14 protein-coding genes and 1 pseudogene are annotated in these 11,648 nt (G+C 71.6%); 2 read left to right on the top strand and 13 right to left on the bottom strand.

Annotated elements, in window-relative coordinates; genetic code table 11:
* Nucleotides 1-258: 258 nt before the first annotated feature.
* From ACFY1J_RS37745 to ACFY1J_RS37735, 3 genes are all read right to left on the bottom strand, one after another.
* Nucleotides 259-840 (bottom strand): lamin tail domain-containing protein, encoded by a 582-nt coding sequence (locus ACFY1J_RS37745; protein WP_390732807.1) that lies wholly within the window; start codon nucleotides 838-840, stop codon nucleotides 259-261.
* 325 nt (nucleotides 841-1,165) lie between these two features.
* Nucleotides 1,166-1,543, bottom strand: coding sequence for a fic family toxin-antitoxin system, toxin component (locus tag ACFY1J_RS37740; RefSeq protein ID WP_390713306.1), 378 nt, complete (start codon nucleotides 1,541-1,543; stop codon nucleotides 1,166-1,168).
* On the bottom strand, nucleotides 1,543-1,794 hold the full coding sequence (locus ACFY1J_RS37735; protein ID WP_390713305.1) for a hypothetical protein: 252 nt from the start codon (nucleotides 1,792-1,794) through the stop codon (nucleotides 1,543-1,545). The genes ACFY1J_RS37740 and ACFY1J_RS37735 overlap by 1 nt, the downstream gene beginning before the upstream one ends.
* Nucleotides 1,795-2,313: 519 nt before the next feature.
* Between ACFY1J_RS37735 and ACFY1J_RS37730 the strand changes: the two genes are divergently transcribed.
* Nucleotides 2,314-2,634, top strand: a complete 321-nt coding sequence (locus ACFY1J_RS37730; RefSeq protein ID WP_390713304.1) for a helix-turn-helix domain-containing protein — start codon at nucleotides 2,314-2,316, stop codon at nucleotides 2,632-2,634.
* 43 nt (nucleotides 2,635-2,677) lie between these two features.
* Here ACFY1J_RS37730 and ACFY1J_RS37725 read toward each other — a convergent pair whose 3' ends face one another.
* Together ACFY1J_RS37725 and ACFY1J_RS37720 are read right to left on the bottom strand one after the other, a co-directional pair.
* A complete protein-coding gene (locus ACFY1J_RS37725; RefSeq protein WP_390713303.1) occupies nucleotides 2,678-3,460 on the bottom strand; it encodes a hypothetical protein in 783 nt (260 codons plus the stop codon).
* A 279-nt stretch (nucleotides 3,461-3,739) separates the two neighbouring features.
* Nucleotides 3,740-4,303 (bottom strand): TetR/AcrR family transcriptional regulator, encoded by a 564-nt coding sequence (locus ACFY1J_RS37720; RefSeq protein ID WP_390732806.1) that lies wholly within the window; start codon nucleotides 4,301-4,303, stop codon nucleotides 3,740-3,742.
* Between the two features lie 73 nt (nucleotides 4,304-4,376).
* On the opposite strand from ACFY1J_RS37720, the gene ACFY1J_RS37715 reads away from it, so the two are divergent.
* Nucleotides 4,377-5,198, top strand: a complete 822-nt coding sequence (locus tag ACFY1J_RS37715; protein ID WP_390732805.1) for an NAD(P)H-binding protein — start codon at nucleotides 4,377-4,379, stop codon at nucleotides 5,196-5,198.
* Nucleotides 5,199-5,723: 525 nt separating this feature from the next.
* On the opposite strand, the gene ACFY1J_RS37710 is transcribed toward ACFY1J_RS37715, so the two are convergent.
* The 8 genes and pseudogenes from ACFY1J_RS37710 to ACFY1J_RS37675 form a co-directional block, all read right to left on the bottom strand.
* Nucleotides 5,724-6,605, bottom strand: a complete 882-nt coding sequence (locus ACFY1J_RS37710; RefSeq protein WP_390732804.1) for an aminoglycoside N(3)-acetyltransferase — start codon at nucleotides 6,603-6,605, stop codon at nucleotides 5,724-5,726.
* Nucleotides 6,606-6,661: 56 nt separating this feature from the next.
* Nucleotides 6,662-7,993 (bottom strand): MFS transporter, encoded by a 1,332-nt coding sequence (locus tag ACFY1J_RS37705; protein WP_390732803.1) that lies wholly within the window; start codon nucleotides 7,991-7,993, stop codon nucleotides 6,662-6,664.
* An 87-nt stretch (nucleotides 7,994-8,080) separates the two neighbouring features.
* Nucleotides 8,081-8,590, bottom strand: a complete 510-nt coding sequence (locus tag ACFY1J_RS37700; RefSeq protein WP_390732802.1) for a GNAT family N-acetyltransferase — start codon at nucleotides 8,588-8,590, stop codon at nucleotides 8,081-8,083.
* The gene (locus ACFY1J_RS37695) at nucleotides 8,587-9,465 is read right to left on the bottom strand and encodes a JmjC domain-containing protein (protein ID WP_390732801.1); all 879 of its coding nucleotides are present in this window, start codon (nucleotides 9,463-9,465) and stop codon (nucleotides 8,587-8,589) included. Before ACFY1J_RS37695 ends, ACFY1J_RS37700 begins: the two co-directional genes overlap by 4 nt.
* On the bottom strand, nucleotides 9,462-10,322 hold the full coding sequence (locus tag ACFY1J_RS37690) for a JmjC domain-containing protein (protein WP_390713296.1): 861 nt from the start codon (nucleotides 10,320-10,322) through the stop codon (nucleotides 9,462-9,464). The genes ACFY1J_RS37695 and ACFY1J_RS37690 overlap by 4 nt, the downstream gene beginning before the upstream one ends.
* A 114-nt stretch (nucleotides 10,323-10,436) precedes the next feature.
* Complete coding sequence (locus ACFY1J_RS37685) at nucleotides 10,437-10,577, bottom strand: hypothetical protein (protein ID WP_263217154.1); 141 nt, start codon at nucleotides 10,575-10,577, stop codon at nucleotides 10,437-10,439.
* A gap of 164 nt (nucleotides 10,578-10,741) precedes the next feature.
* Nucleotides 10,742-11,296, bottom strand: coding sequence for a telomere-protecting terminal protein Tpg (tpg, locus tag ACFY1J_RS37680; RefSeq protein WP_390713295.1), 555 nt, complete (start codon nucleotides 11,294-11,296; stop codon nucleotides 10,742-10,744).
* A gap of 58 nt (nucleotides 11,297-11,354) precedes the next feature.
* Nucleotides 11,355-11,648 (bottom strand): annotated as a pseudogene (locus ACFY1J_RS37675) (2-oxoacid:ferredoxin oxidoreductase subunit beta); the annotation flags it as partial.

The following is an 11,648-nucleotide window of genomic DNA, read 5'->3' as shown; positions in this document are numbered from 1 at the left end:
CGTCAGGCACCACGGCCGACAGCAGGGCCGGCCGGGCATTACGGCGGCGGGGGGGGCCGGGCCGGGGGGGGGGGGGGGGGGGCCGGGGGGGGGGCCGGGGGGGGCGCCCCCCCCCCGGGGGCCCCCCCCCCCCCGCGCCCCCCCCCCCCCCCCGCCCCCCCCCCCCCCCCGGGCGCCGCCCCCCCCCCGCGCGGCCCCCCCCCCCCCCCGGCGCGCCCCCCCCCCCCCGCCGATGAAGAAGCCGATGAAGAAGAACCGTCAGCCGCGGCCTCCCTCGTGACGGCGGTCGTCGATGCGGCGATCCTCGAAGTGGCGGTGGTCGCGGCGGTCGCGGCGGTCGTCGTCGTAACGCCGGTGGTCGACGATGTGGCGGCGGTGGTCGCCCCAGGCGGCGGCGCTGATGAAGCGGCCGCGGTCGTTGCGCAGGGTCGCGGTGTCGGTGTCGTCGTCCCACACCTCGTAGCGCCGGCCCTGGTACAGGTCGCTCTGGGTGTCCCACCCGAACCCGGTGTGGACGCGCACGGTCGACTGGCCGTTCAGCCGGAAGCCACGGAACGTGTAGGTGCGGCCGGCCTCGTCCGACAGCGTCCACCCGGTGAGGTCGACGCCGTACCGGCTGTTGTTGCTGATCTCCACCCATTCCCGGTTCAGGGAGCGGTTCGAGCGGTCGCCACGGCCCGCGGAGTCGTACTGCACACGGCTGATGACCACTCGGTCGGCCGAGCCCCTCGGCAAGTGGTCGGCTGCCGCCGCCGGCAGCGCCACCGCGCCTACGGCCGCGGCCGCCACGGCAGCGGCCGCCGTCAGACGGCGCGTGGTCACGAGAACAGAAGCGGACACAGGGTCCCCCTTTGCAGGGTGCGTGGTGCGGGTGGCGGCCGGGCGGCCGCACATCCACACCTTCCGGTCCGCGCGGCACGGTCGGCGGGTGACCCGAGGGCTGTTACAGACCGCGCACAGTTCCGTGACGTTTGTCTGTAATATTCATTTATGTGGCCGATAGTCCGGTTTAGGGCTTTGGCTGGTTGTTGTCCCTTGTCAGCGCCGGACTCGACCGGTACCGCGCGGGCACCGGCCGCCCTCCTCCATCCGGGCCCTCACCCGAAAGTGAGTAACAGTCACCAGCTCGGGGCGCGGTGCGGATGCGTTGGGTTCATCGCCACCGTCAGGTCACCACGGGCCAGGAGCGGAGCAGGGTGGCAATTCTGCGGGTGGTGCAGGTGGGGTCGCGGAGGAGGTCGCGCAGGGCCGTCGCGTCCTCTCGCGCGGGCTTGACCGGGATGCCGGACGCCTCCAGGTACATCACTCCCGTCGCCGCGGCCACGGCCATGTTGGAGCGCTCCAGCCAGCGGCAGCGGCCCAGGATGTGGATCAGGGCGGCGGCCCGGGCGTACGGGCCGTCGTAGACCGGCTGTTGGAGGAGTTCGGCCTTGTGGGCGGCCACGGCGGCGACCGGTACGCCGTAGTCGTCGGGGGCGGGGTCGCCCGCGCCGGCGATCTCGGCTACCTGAAGGATCCAGGGGACGTCGATGTGCAGGTCCATTACGCGGCGTGCGCCCCCGGTGCGCCCGGCTCGCCGGCCCTCTCGGCGTCCTCGGCCTCGTCGAAGACCGACTGGTGCTCGTCCAGGAAGCGGCGGGCGGCCTCCAGGGCACGGGCACGGATGCCCTCGGTGTCCTCGCGGACGAGACGGGCGATGTAGTCGCCGAGGTCCAGCCCGAGGTCCTTGGCGCGGACCTGGGCGAGCTGCTTGACCTCGGGGTCGACGCGTACGCCGAGCTGTGGCTTCGCCATACCCGGATGGTAACAGCTGTTACCACCGACGGGCCAGAGAGGTGCACGAGAGAGGCCGGAGAGGGCCGGGCCGGTCGGCAGCCGAGCCGATCGCGGTCGGATCATGCGACTTGTAGATCGAATGGCCGTACGTGCGGTATAGTCGATCTTGAGCTCGCCGCCCGGACGAACCGGGAAGCGCGCGATGCGTTGGTGGTCCAAGGAAAGACGTCCCGCTTCCTGCGGGGAAATGCAGGTGCAAGGCCTGCCCGGCGCTCCGACCGAGAACCCCGGCCCTGATCCTTCAGGTCCGGGGTTCTTCGCATGCCCCGAGCCGCCGTCAGGGTGATGTCCGAGGTCGGCCTGAAATGTTCGGTGGGTGAGGTCGGGGCAGGTCAGAGGGTGTCTGAAAGTGTGCCCTGGAGGGTGGTTGCGGAACTTTTTCCTGGAACCGCGTTTTTAGCTAGAGCTAAAGGTGGCATCCTGGAAACACGGACGGGCTCAACAGACCTTGCCGTCCGGGGACTTGGGGGTGACACCATGGGCTTCTTCGCCGGAGGCGAGAACCGAACGGACTTGGCCGGTGCGCAGCTCGCGCGTCAGGCGACCGCTTCTCTGGCGGGCCTGCTGGCCGGCCTGGGCAAATCCCGCTCCGATCTGGCCAAGGCCATGGGCGTGAGTCCGGGACGCGTGAGTCAGATCATGTCCGGAGACGCCAATCTGACGGTCCGTACACTCGCTGCCGCCGCGGAAGCGCTCGGCGCCGACGTCGAGATCAGATTCTCCCCGCGCCCGAAGACCGCCGACAGCAGCCTCAGCACATCGCCGGTGCGCGACAGCGGCATCACGTCACGACTGTAGGCCGGGGCGCGCCGCACCCTAGTCCCTGTCTGTGCCTCACGGTTCAGCGGCGGTTGCGGCGCAGGCCGCGCAGGCCACCGAAGTAGCGGCGTTGCACGGGCAGCGCGGCGCTGTGGTAGGCGTCCTGCGGCAGGGCCTTCTCGCGCAGTTCCTCCAGCTGGGGAGCCTCGGAGCGGCGGCCGTGCACATAGGCGATGAGGAGGAGGTGCCCGCTCTGGGCCCGGGCCTCGCCGAAGGACGAACGGCAGTCGTAGCGCTCCTGCTCGGTCGGTTCCCGTTGTGACAGCCAGGTTCCGTCGCCGTGGCACGCCATGTCGGTGCTCGCCCGGACGTCCAGGGCCCTGTCGATCGCCTTCTTCGCGTCCTCGTAGCAGGCGGTGATCTGCTTGCTGAGCGCCGGCTGGCGGTGCCGGTCCAGCAGGTACTGCATCAGGTCGTGGTTGAAGATGCGCAGCGGCGCCGATTCCGTGAAGTCGGCCAAAAATGCCTCGCTCCAGCTCTGACCGTCACTGTGCAGCCGGTATTCGAGCCGCTCCATCAGCCAGGCGACGCCCAACGTCAGGAACTTGACGTACGGCTGGGTGTTCTCGTCCTGCTTCTTGCGGGGCGCGGCGGCGGCTCCGGTGGCCACGCCCGCGGTCACCGGCGGTAGCGAGGCGAGGTGCGGCAGGAGATGGGCCGTACCGATGGCGGCCGCGCACATCAGGGCCAGGACGGCGAAGGACAGGCCGGCGGATCTCGCTGTGCCGAGAAGTCTGCCCTTGCCGTGGAAGTGGCGCAGCATGCCCAGCCAGCCGATGACAGCGCAGGCCGCGGCAGGTAACACGTAGTCAGTGCACCATGTCTCTTGATACCAGCTCATCGACGGCCCCATGCGTACGCGGACAGGAAGGACCGTCGTCAGTGAGCGGAGGTGAGGCGGGCTCCCCCTCGGCGTTCATGCGCCCAGCCCTGCCCCACGGCAGCCGGGTGTGACAGGACTGCCGCAAGTGCCTCTCGATACTCCCACTCGGTGCTGCCCGGTGGCGTTGCTTTGCGCACCAACCGGCACGTGGTGGCAAGGGATTCGGCCACGCACGTACGGCGCCCGTACCGGCGTTCTGGATCAGGTGAGGGTGTCGATCCACGTCTGCAGGCGGCGGCCCTGGGTGGCCATCAGGTCCGGGTCGCGCAGGGTGTTGGTGAGGACCGACATGCCCTGGTAGGCGGCGACGAGTTCGATCGCGAGGTCGTGGGCGTCGGGGCGGCCGAGCAGGGTGAACTGGGACTCGGCCCAGTCGATCAGGGCCCGCATCACCTTGGCGGCGGCCTGGTCCAGGCCGTCGTCGCGCTTGTCGAGCTCGGTGGCCAGGGTGCCGAAGGGGCAGCCGAAGCGGGCCGCGACGTCGCGCTGTTCGACCCAGCCGGCTATGAGCGACTTGAGGCGGGTGGCGGGGTCGGGAAGGGCGTCCAACTGACTCGTGAGCGCGTGCAGTTGGGCGCAGTGGGCGTCCACCGCGGCCTCGACCAGCTGGTTCTTGGTCTTGAAGTAGTAGTAGACGTTGCCGAGGGGGACGTCGGCGGCTCCGGCGATGTCCCCGAGGGTGGTCTTCTCCACGCCCTGCTCGTGGAACACCTGGACGGCGGCGGCCACCAGGCGCTCACGCTTGGTCGGCTTTGAGTCAGTCACCTGACTGAGGATAGACAGCGGGGGCGGGGGCGGCTAGCGTCTTAGTTAGTCAACTAACTCACATGGAGGGGCCGTGATCGTTGTAACGGGTGCCACCGGGAACGTCGGACGGGCGCTGGTCCGGATGCTGGCCGGGTCCGGGGAGGCCGTGACCGCCGTGGCCCGGCGGATCTCCCGGACCGATGTGCCGGACGGAGTGCGGGCCGCCGCCGCCGATCTCGGTGAACCGGAGAGTCTGGTGCCGGCGTTGAAGGGGGCCAAGGCGCTGTTCCTGCTCGTCGCCGGGGAGGATCCGGTCGGGATTCTGGAGCGGGCGGCCGCGGCCGGGGTCACCAAGGTGGTGCTGCTGTCCTCGCAGGGCGTCGGCACACGGCCGGGGGTCTATGCGCACGCCGCCGGGTTCGAGGCCGCGGTGGCCGCGTCGGGGCTGGCACACACGGTGCTCCGCTCCGGCGGGCTGGCCTCCAACACCCTCGCCTGGGCAGAGCCGGTACGGCTGCACCGTACTGCCGCCGCTCCGTTCGCCGAGGTGGGGCTGCCCTTCGTCGACCCGGACGACGTGGCCGCGGTGGCCGCCGCCGTACTGCGGGAGGACGGGCACGACGGGGCCACGTATGTGCTGACCGGGCCCGAGGCGACCACGCCCCGGCAGCGGGCCGCGGCCGTCGCGGAGGCGATCGGGGAGCCGGTGGCCTTCGTCGAGCAGAGCCGCGAGGAGGCGCACGCCCAGATGTCGCGGTTCCTGCCGGCGCCCGTCGTGGAGGGCACGCTGGCGATCCTCGGGGAGCCCACCACCGAGGAGCAGCGGATCAGCGGGGACGTGGAGCGGGTGCTGGGGCGGGCGGCAGCTCCGTTCGGGGCGTGGGCGGCGCGCAACTCCGGGGCGTTCCGCTGACCTTGGGGCGTCAGTTGCCCGTCACGGTCTCACCGACGCTGCGGGAGCGGCGAGGGCTTCCTTCTCCGCGGAGTCCCGCTTCACCAGGACGTCACACGTCTCATCGGTGCCTTGGACGCGGAAGCGGATGACGTCCCCAGGCGCCTGCGGAGCCAACGGCCGACCGCAGCCGTCACTGCCGGTCGTCGATTGGCGGATCCGGGCCAGAACCGACGGCGTCTGCCAAGCCGCACTGGGGCGGCCGGTGGCCCAGAGCTGCCATTTGCCGACCGTAGACCACCGCCCAACTTCGAAGCCCCCTTTCGACCGGCAGCGACGAAGTCGAAGTACCGGCGGTAGAGGTGCAGTTCGATCTGCCGAGCGAAGGCACCACTGGTCAATTACTGCCAACACCGAGAGAGGTAGACGCATGACTGCGTCGATCGCCGAGAGTGGCGACGCGTGGGCACAGCCCATGCAGCACGCCGCCCTCGCCTGGCACGAGCACCGGCGATCCGTGTCCTGACTTCGTCGTTCCTCTCTCACTCACAGGGCCGTGGGCGGGGCCTGCGTCACTCCCGTCATGTTCGGGGCCACGCGCCAGCCGCTCAGGTCGCGGTGGCGGGCCAGCCAGGCGCAGGCCAGGTCCACGAGTTGGGCGGCGGGGCAGAGCAGGGCGCGGGCCGCGCCGACCGGGCCCTCGGTGACCAGGCCCGCGCGGGCCGCGGCCGCGCCGATGTGCTCGTAGTCGCCCTCGTACATGACCAGTTGGTCGCTGGGCTCCCAGCGGACGGCTCCGTCCGCCGTCTCACGTGGTACGTCCATACGGTGGCTGCGGCGGCCGGGGTACGGCGTGAGGTGCTCGGCCAGATGGAGGACCGTCGCCTTGTCCCAGCCGACGCCGAGCAGGAGGACCTTGGCGCCGGCCCGGCACAGGCCCGCCAGGGGGCTGTTCGCGCCCAGGCCGTAGGGGAGGGGATGGGCGCCCAGGATCTCCCGCGCGGCCGGGCCCTCCGCGGCGAAGGAGTAGAGCGGGTGTCCGGAGCGGCGGGCGCCGGGCAGGGACCGTACGACCTCGGGGAAGCGGCCGAGGCGGGGCTGGGCCGGGTGCACGGCCGGGTCGAACTCCGGCAGGGACGCGCGGACTCGGGGCCACCAGGTGCGGGGCACCGGGCGCTGGACCCAGGTGGCGGGGTCGGTCAGATAGGTGGTGAAGGTGGGTACGGCCAGGGTGCCGGCCGTACCCACGGTGTTGCGCAGCGCCCGTGCGAGCGCGACTCCGCCGCCGGCGGTCCAGCCGAGGGCGCTGATCGCGGTGTGCACCAGTACGGTGTCGCCTTCGGCGATTCCCAGGGAGCGGAGGCCTGCTGTCAGGTCGGCTCGGCTGTAGGGGCCGGGGGTTTGTGGGCCGGCGGCGGGGTGCAGCATGCGGGGCCTCCGGGGGTGGGTGCGGTGTGGCGTGGTGCGGTGTTGTGCCGTGCGGGTCAGTGGGTGGGCACCCGGCCTTCGGCCGGGTGTGGGTTCCCATCCGCACCGCTCGTGCTGCTTTCGTTGTCGGGTGCGGGTGGCCCCTGTGGGGCGGATTCGCCGTCGGCGGCGGCCGCGGGAGCTGGACGAGGGACCGCCCTGCGAGCCGCCGGAGGTGCCAGGACGGCCGCCGTTGCGAAGAGGGCCGCCACCGCCGTCCAGCCCGCGCCCGAGCCGCTGCCGATGAACGACGTCAGGACCGCCGGGCCCACGATCGACTGGACCCCGTGGTGCAGTTGGAACGCGCCGAGGTACTCGCCGCGGCGGTCGTCGGGGGCCAGGGCGAAGGCGAGGCCGTAGGACGCGCCGGCGTGCCACAGCTCCGCGGCCGTCATCACCAGGAAGGCCGCGGTCACCAGGGTTCCGGCGGCCCAGGGCGTCAGGTCGCCGCTCGGCACGAGGACGAGGCAGGCCAGGGCTCCGGCCAGGCCCGCGCGGCGGGCGACGCGGGCGGCGCCGGGCAGGTCGTCGGTGCCCTTGGCCGCGCGGACCTGGAGCAGTACGCACAGCAGGGTGTTGAGGCCGATGAGGAGCGGGGTCAGGGTCGTGGGCAGGCCCGTGCCCACCACGATCCACAGGGGGATGCCGACCGCCAGCACCGAGTCGTGCAGGGCCAGTACGGCATTCACCCCGACGACCCGCAGGAACGGCACGTCACGCAGGGCGGTGAAGCGGCCCGCGGCCGGTGGGGCGGGGTGGGCGGCGACGGCGGGCAGGCGGTGCACCAGTACGGCGGCCACGACGAAGGTGACTCCGTTGGCGAGCGGGATGATCTGCAGGGCGCCGTCCGTGCCCACCGCGATCACCGCGGCGGCGGCCAGCGTGCCCAGGCCCATGCTGGCGTTGCCGACCGACCTGATCGCGGCGCGGGCCGTCACCCGGTCCTTCTCCGGCACCAGTTCGGCGACCAGGGACATGAAGGAGGGGCCGGTGCCGAACTGCAGGGCGCCGATGACCACGGAGAGGGCGACGAACTCCCAGGCCGCGTGGACCGCGGGGAGGAGGAGGTACGCGACGCCGAGCAGCAGCAGTAGGCGGCTGAGCAGGGGGCGGGCGCCGATCCGGTCGGCGACGATGCCGAAGAGCACCGACGCGAGCAGGCCGGTCAGCCCCGCGGCGGAGAGCGCGAGACCGATCTGGGCCGCGGTCAGGCCGGTGACCCGGGTGAGATAGACGGCGGAGCCGGCCACATAGAGGCCGACTCCGATCCCGTCGATGCCGTGCAGGACGGCCAGCCGCCGTGCGGGGGCGTTCAGGGAACGCAAGGGGGAACGCAGGGGCGATCGCATGATGTGTCTCCGCTCGGAGAGACGTCGGAGAGATGTCGGAAAGATGTCGGAAAGACGTGGCGGCACCTCGGCGAGGCCGCGGGCCTCTCAGGAGGTGCGCAGGACCGAGTAGATGAGCTGGTCGTGCCAGGCCCCCGCGCGCCACTGCGCGCGGCGGATGCGGCCCTCCAGCTCGAAGCCGGCCTTCTCCGCCGCGCGCTGCTCGGCGATGTTGTCGGCGTCGGTGCACACCTGGATGCGTTCGACGCGGGTGTGCTCGAAGAGGTAGTCGACGAGGAAGCGCTGCGCCCGGGTACCGACGCCCTGGCCGCGGTGGGCCGCGAAGAGGCCGATGGCGATCTCCCAGCAGGACGAGGTGTCCGCACGGCCCCACGCCCTGCGGAACCACTCGACACGCCCCGCGAGGACGTCGTCGACGGTGACGGACAGCATGTTCTCGTCGCCGCCGAGCAGTCCCCGCTCGTCGAGCAGCCGCCGGAGCCGTACCGTCGGCGTGTGGCCGAACCACTGGTAAGCACCGGGCCCTTCCGGTCCGGCGAACTCCGCGTCGAACCGGTCCAGGTCGGCCGCGGTCACCGGGCGCAGCGCCACACTCATCCGCGGTGCTCGGCCTTCAGTCGTACGGCCTGCTTGAGCACCTGGTCCGCGTCCGCCGCCGCCAGGGTCTCGGCCACGAGCGTGCGCAGCCGGGCCAGCCGTTCGGCCAGGGACAGCTTGTGGTGCTCCTCGGTGAGCGCCTCGTACTCGGGGTGCCCGAGCAGTTCGGCGAGGAACACATTGGCGAGGTCCTTGGTGCTGGGCTCCTCGATGGTGACGGCGATGTGGATGGAGTTGCCGGTCCGGGCGGTGGCGGAGTGCGGGGTGCCGTGCGGCATGTACAGCACGTCGCCGGGCCTCAGGGTGACCTCCATGCGGCGATCGTAGGGGATCACCCCGCCGGCATAACGGTCGGAGTCGCTGGTCGACGTCTCGTCGAGCCGGCCCACCACCCAGTCCTTGACGCCCGCGACCTGCAGGACGAGCACATGGGAGCCGTCCATGTGGGCCGCGATCGCGGTCTTGCCGGGCGGGGAGAGGAAGACGAACGACTCCAACTCGGCCCGGAACTCCGGCTCCAGGGAGCGGACCAGCGCCCGCAGCCGGGGGTGCCAGTGCTCGGGCTGGCTGAACTTGAAGGTGCCGCCGGCCGCGAAGTCCCGCTTGATCTGCTCGGGGTTGATGTAGCCGGGCACGCTGTGACCGACGATCGTACGCGGCTTGGTCATCTCCGAGATCGCGGTGCGCACGCCCTCGTCGAACGAGGTGAAGTACGGGCGGATCAGCAGCCCGCAGTCCACCTCCGCCCACATCTCCTCCTCGGTGATGAGACCGGTGAGGTCGGCCCGGGAGCGGAACACCGCGGGCTGGGCCGCCCAGTGGTCCCGGAAGAAGACCTCGGTGTCGCCGACCAGGTCCTCGAGTGTGATGGTCATCCGGTCACCTCCCGCATGGCCGTGAGGGCGGCGTTCGCCCAGGTGTCGTCGTCGAGTGTGCGGGCGGAGCCGAGCAGCGCGGAGCGCACGTTCTCGGTCCGCTCCTCCAGGGTGGTCGCGTGGAAGCGGTGGGCCAACTCCCAGTCGTTCGCCAGGAGATGGGTGGCGAGTGCTTCGAGCAGATCGTCGGGGGTGGGCTCGGTGAGGGTGAAGGTCAGGTGGAAGGAGTCACCGTCGCGGGCGACCGCGTCGTGCGGCCAGCCGTGCGGCAGGTAGAGCACGTCACCCGGTTCGAGCACGAACGTGTGGGTCGGCTCCTGCGCGTCCACGTCGAGGCCCGCGCCGCCGCGCACCTGGCCCTCCTGCGCGTACAGCTGCCACTCCTTGCGGCCCTCCAGCTGGACCGCCACGACGTGCGAGGCGTCGCGGTGGGGCAGCATGCCTCGGCTCTCCGGCGGGGTCCAGAAGACGTACGAGGCCACCGCGACCGGGGCCGCCGCCTCGAACTCCTCGACGAGGGCGCGGGTGGGCCGGTGCCAGTCGGACAGCTGGTTGAGCTTGAGGGTGCCGCCGGCCGACATGAGCCGGTGGATCGCGGCGCGGTCGGGGAAGCCGGGCCGTTCGTGCCCGATCACGTCGCGGGACGTGGTGTAGGCACGCTCGTGCGGAACGGCTCCGTGCCGCAGGACGGAGAAGTACGGCCAGCGCAGCAGGCTGGCCTCCAGCCTGTCCTCGACGAAGGCGGAGGAGATGCAGCCGGCGGGATCGACCGCGCCGCGGAGGATCCGGAATTCCTTGTTCCAGGCGTCGGCGAAGATGCCCTCGCCGCGCAGAGTCTCTACGAGTGATGTGTTCAACCCGACCCCCAGGGCTCCGTTGGCTTCCGTGTCCGGGCGCCGGCCGGAGGGCGCGGTGAGGTTCTCCCGGCTTGCTCCGGGATCGCTCCCCGGCCGGCGGAGCCGTCTGGACTGTCAGGCGTTGGAGATCTGGTTCATGATCGTCTTCGGCGAGTCGAAGGCGTCCTCCTCCTCGCCGGCGATCTGGGTCTGCGCCAGCTCCTCCGGGTTCTCGGAGTTGCCCTCGATGGCGTTCTTCGTGTCACGAATGCCCATGTCAGCCTCCAGCAGGCAGTGGGATCCCGCCGCGGATGTGCGACGGACTGCCGGAGATCGTGACAACCCGGCCTAGCAGAGCAATGGACTCCGTCTGGATCCCTCGTGCCCCATACGGCTCCGGAGGCAGGCGCGGCCGCCGCTCCGGAAGCGCGGTAGCGGCCCTAATAGCCCAGTTCGAGTTCCTGGATGTCCGTGAACTCCACCGACAGTCCCTCCGCGCGCCGGTTGCGGTCCCGGAAGTACATCTCGCCCAGGCCCTCGGCCAGGATGGTCTGCAACTGCCGTTCGGGGGCGCCGGCGTCCTGGGCGGCGAAGAGGCGGGAGGCGTACTCGGGGGGCAGGGCCTGGTTGATGTAGCGGACCCGGGGGTCGTCGCTGGTGCCGGGGGCCGCCGTGAAGCCGAAGCGGGCGCGTGTCGACACGAAGATCCCGCCCGTGGCGGCCGCCTGCCGACGGGCCCGTTCCCGCACGCGCGGCTGCCAGCGCTTGCGGGTCTCGGCCGCGAGCTTCTCGGCGAGGTCATGGCGGGGGCGCTTCAGCTGGCCCTTGACGTACCGCTCCACCGTGCGCTGCGTGACGCCCAGCAGCTCGGCCACCTGCCGGGTGCCCTTCAACTGCCGTACCAGGAAACGCATCTGGGCCTGCGCCGACTTGGGAGCAGGGCGCGTGAAGTGCTCGGCGGCGGCCACGTCGAGCGTGTCCCCGATACCGACCATCGCCTCGCCCTGCTTCCCTCGCTCTGCCTGTCGTCGCAGACGTTACAGGCCGGGCCGGTCAGCGGACCGTCCAGGTGTCGCCGCCGGCCAGCAGCGCGGCGAGGTCTCCCTTGCCGTGCCGGTCGACGGCCGCTTCGAGCTGGTCTGCCATCTCGGTGTCGTAGACCGGGCGCTCGACGGACCGGAAGACCCCGATGGGGGTGTGGTGCAGGGTGTCCGGGTCGGCGAGGCGGGAGAGGGCGAAGGCGGTGGTGGGGGATGCCGTGTGGGCGTCGTGGACGAGGATCCGGTCCTCGTTGTCGGGGGTGACGGTGACGACTTCCAGGTCACCCGTGGCGCTGTTGCGTACGAC

The organism is Streptomyces sp. NPDC001406, from assembly GCF_042895285.1.
Taxonomy (GTDB): domain Bacteria; phylum Actinomycetota; class Actinomycetes; order Streptomycetales; family Streptomycetaceae; genus Streptomyces.
Note: the sequence above shows the minus strand (reverse complement) of the source record. Positions and strands in the feature narration are given on the sequence as shown.

Bases quoted from the DNA above. Each gene is read 5' to 3' on its own strand.
- ACFY1J_RS37740 (WP_390713306.1), bottom strand. From the start codon at position 1,543: ATGGACCTGCACATCGACGTCCCCTGGATCCTTCAGGTAGCCGAGATC.
- ACFY1J_RS37735 (WP_390713305.1), bottom strand. From the start codon at position 1,794: ATGGCGAAGCCACAGCTCGGCGTACGCGTCGACCCCGAGGTCAAGCAG.
- ACFY1J_RS37730 (WP_390713304.1), top strand. From the start codon at position 2,314: ATGGGCTTCTTCGCCGGAGGCGAGAACCGAACGGACTTGGCCGGTGCG.
- ACFY1J_RS37710 (WP_390732804.1), bottom strand. From the start codon at position 6,605: ATGCTGCACCCCGCCGCCGGCCCACAAACCCCCGGCCCCTACAGCCGA.
- ACFY1J_RS37705 (WP_390732803.1), bottom strand. From the start codon at position 7,993: ATGCGATCGCCCCTGCGTTCCCCCTTGCGTTCCCTGAACGCCCCCGCA.
- ACFY1J_RS37700 (WP_390732802.1), bottom strand. From the start codon at position 8,590: ATGAGTGTGGCGCTGCGCCCGGTGACCGCGGCCGACCTGGACCGGTTC.
- ACFY1J_RS37695 (WP_390732801.1), bottom strand. From the start codon at position 9,465: ATGACCATCACACTCGAGGACCTGGTCGGCGACACCGAGGTCTTCTTC.
- ACFY1J_RS37685 (WP_263217154.1), bottom strand. From the start codon at position 10,577: ATGGGCATTCGTGACACGAAGAACGCCATCGAGGGCAACTCCGAGAAC.
- tpg (WP_390713295.1), bottom strand. From the start codon at position 11,296: ATGGTCGGTATCGGGGACACGCTCGACGTGGCCGCCGCCGAGCACTTC.